At 39.4% G+C, this 2,063-nt stretch carries 3 protein-coding genes; 1 reads left to right on the forward strand and 2 read right to left on the reverse strand.

Annotated features, from left to right (window positions below):
* Positions 1 to 42: 42 nt before the first annotated feature.
* Positions 43 to 822, reverse strand: a complete 780-nt coding sequence (locus tag CDZ78_RS18350) for a hypothetical protein (RefSeq protein ID WP_140414201.1) — start codon at positions 820 to 822, stop codon at positions 43 to 45.
* 288 nt (positions 823 to 1,110) lie between these two features.
* Between CDZ78_RS18350 and CDZ78_RS18355 the strand changes: the two genes are divergently transcribed.
* Positions 1,111 to 1,491: a transposase gene (locus tag CDZ78_RS18355; RefSeq protein WP_087871275.1), complete on the forward strand. Its 381-nt coding sequence runs from the start codon at positions 1,111 to 1,113 to the stop codon at positions 1,489 to 1,491.
* Between the two features lie 85 nt (positions 1,492 to 1,576).
* Here CDZ78_RS18355 and CDZ78_RS18360 read toward each other — a convergent pair whose 3' ends face one another.
* Positions 1,577 to 1,906: a DUF2489 domain-containing protein gene (locus CDZ78_RS18360; protein WP_087871276.1), complete on the reverse strand. Its 330-nt coding sequence runs from the start codon at positions 1,904 to 1,906 to the stop codon at positions 1,577 to 1,579.
* Between the last annotated feature and the right edge of the window lie 157 nt (positions 1,907 to 2,063).

The following is a 2,063-nucleotide window of genomic DNA, read 5'->3' on the forward strand; positions in this document are numbered from 1 at the left end:
GTACCATTTTTAGTTGAACACGCGGATCTTCTTTGGCTGAAATTAAATCTTATGATCGTATGTAATAGGGTGATTTTGTTTTTTGCGACAGAACCATAAAGCGTCTATAATCCATATTCGTAAAATTGCATCGACCTTTAATGCCTGTAAATTTTCGTTGACCAAAAGCCACCATGCCATCACATTCACCACTAAAGAGGGAATTTGATTGCGTAGTTTTTTAGCGGTTTTGTTATTATCTGGTATGGTTTGTTTTTTCGCGATTTCTTCGAAGCAACGGACTCTTTTTTCAAGTTTATCGAGCAATATGCCCTCAGTTTGCGGCTGGTTATTCAACAATGAAAACGGATGCAGATCCTCTGACTCGGTGGTATCAGCCTGTTGTTTTTCAGCGTTCGACAATCGCCTGCCTAATGAAGCCCCCAACCATCGCACGGCATCCTGTTGTGCATGAAAAATATCCGCCCCCGATTCACACCCAAAACCTGTGATCGCCATTTTTATTAAGGCTTTGGCACGATCCGTCACCGCATGATTAACATGAACACCCAGGCCCTTAAGGCGTAGCTCTACATGAGTAAACCAGGTATCAAAGCAACGGTCAGTTGCCACACTCTCTAAAATCAAGTAGCCTGAACGTAAATCCATTAAGACTAAAATTAAGAAATGACCGAAAAAGGTTTCATCCATAGCAACAACTGACTCTCGCGTTGTCCATTCAACCTGGTTTTCACATAGTGTTTGAAACTCCGGCAATAACCCTTCCATTCTCTGGAGTTGTCTCAGAAAAGTAGACGGTGATGAACCAATGTGCGTATCCATACGAATTAATTTAAAATAATCGGATAACTTATCGGCACCCACCCCACATTCAAAGCCAAAATGGTAAATAGTCGCAAAGAATAATAATCGCGTCCACTCATTTCCTGCCTCAGTTTCCCATAGATAAGACTCAGGGTTCTGGTTGCGCTTCTTTCTAGCATTTTCGCTACGATGAACACTGCTTTTTGTTCCTGAAATGGCTTGGGCTATTTCACGTAAACTTTTTTGTCCGTACTTACTCTACAGCGCCCTTAATAATTGATTTTCTAGTCGCCTGTACTTTGGCAGTTGTATTGTTTTTTTCATACGATTATCATACAAAATTATCTGCATAACATTAAATTTTGTCCCGCTTTAGACGGGAAGCCCAAGATTATTCTAATTGAAGATGGTGCCCCGTATCATGGAAGCGGTGTTGTTAAGGAATTTAAGTTAGCTAATGTAGATCGTTTGACAGTAGAACGTCTCCCTGCGTTCTCGCCGGATTTTAATCCGATTGAGAAATTATGGAAAAATACGAAACGCGATTCGACTCATATGAAGTATTTTAAAACTTTTGAAGATCTTCATGATTCAGTTGTGCAAACTTTTAACACTTATATGCATGATGCCAGTAAAGTGATTTGTGTTATGCAAAAATTGCGGGAAGATTTCGTTGTTACCGCCTAAGTTTAAGCGCTCCAAATTTGGAAATTATTTATCTGAGAAACTATAGGTGGGAAAAATAGACGCTTACATAGATCCGGTAATAGGATTATTTTGTTTTTTTTGCGACAGAAACGTATTTCTCGATAAGAATACTACACGCATCAATTATTGATGGACGAACTTCCAATATATAATCCATGACTTCCTTATCAATTCGTTCTAAATAGTCTTTGCTGAAATTCTCTCTTGCGTTTTTGTCTGGGAAATCATCTGTTTCTGATACAATCCCTACGATAGGAGAAAAGGTCAAGTCTTCAGCTAGGTCGTATTGATTTCTCAAAAAGACCAGCTTTCGACATCCTTCGATAAATTCAATATCGTCGGTCATCAACAGCAAACAAGTACTAGTAATTTCTTTCTGGGCAATTTCTTCCATGGTTATTTCCCCTTAAGATATTCTTGAACTATCGTTTTGGGTTCAACACGCATTCCTGTTGCTGAATTTTCATACCAATGAGTTTCAAAACTACGCCCATCTGGTGCTTGGTAGTGGGTCGAATCTGTAGTTAGGCGTGAATATCCACTCCAAACTC

It is taken from the genome of Bathymodiolus platifrons methanotrophic gill symbiont (assembly GCF_002189065.1).
Lineage (GTDB): Bacteria > Pseudomonadota > Gammaproteobacteria > Methylococcales > Methylomonadaceae > Methyloprofundus.

What these genes read in the sequence shown, in the direction of transcription:
- CDZ78_RS18350 (WP_140414201.1), bottom strand. Translation starts at nt 822, where the DNA reads ATGGATACGCACATTGGTTCATCACCGTCTACTTTTCTGAGACAACTC.
- CDZ78_RS18360 (WP_087871276.1), bottom strand. Translation starts at nt 1,906, where the DNA reads ATGGAAGAAATTGCCCAGAAAGAAATTACTAGTACTTGTTTGCTGTTG.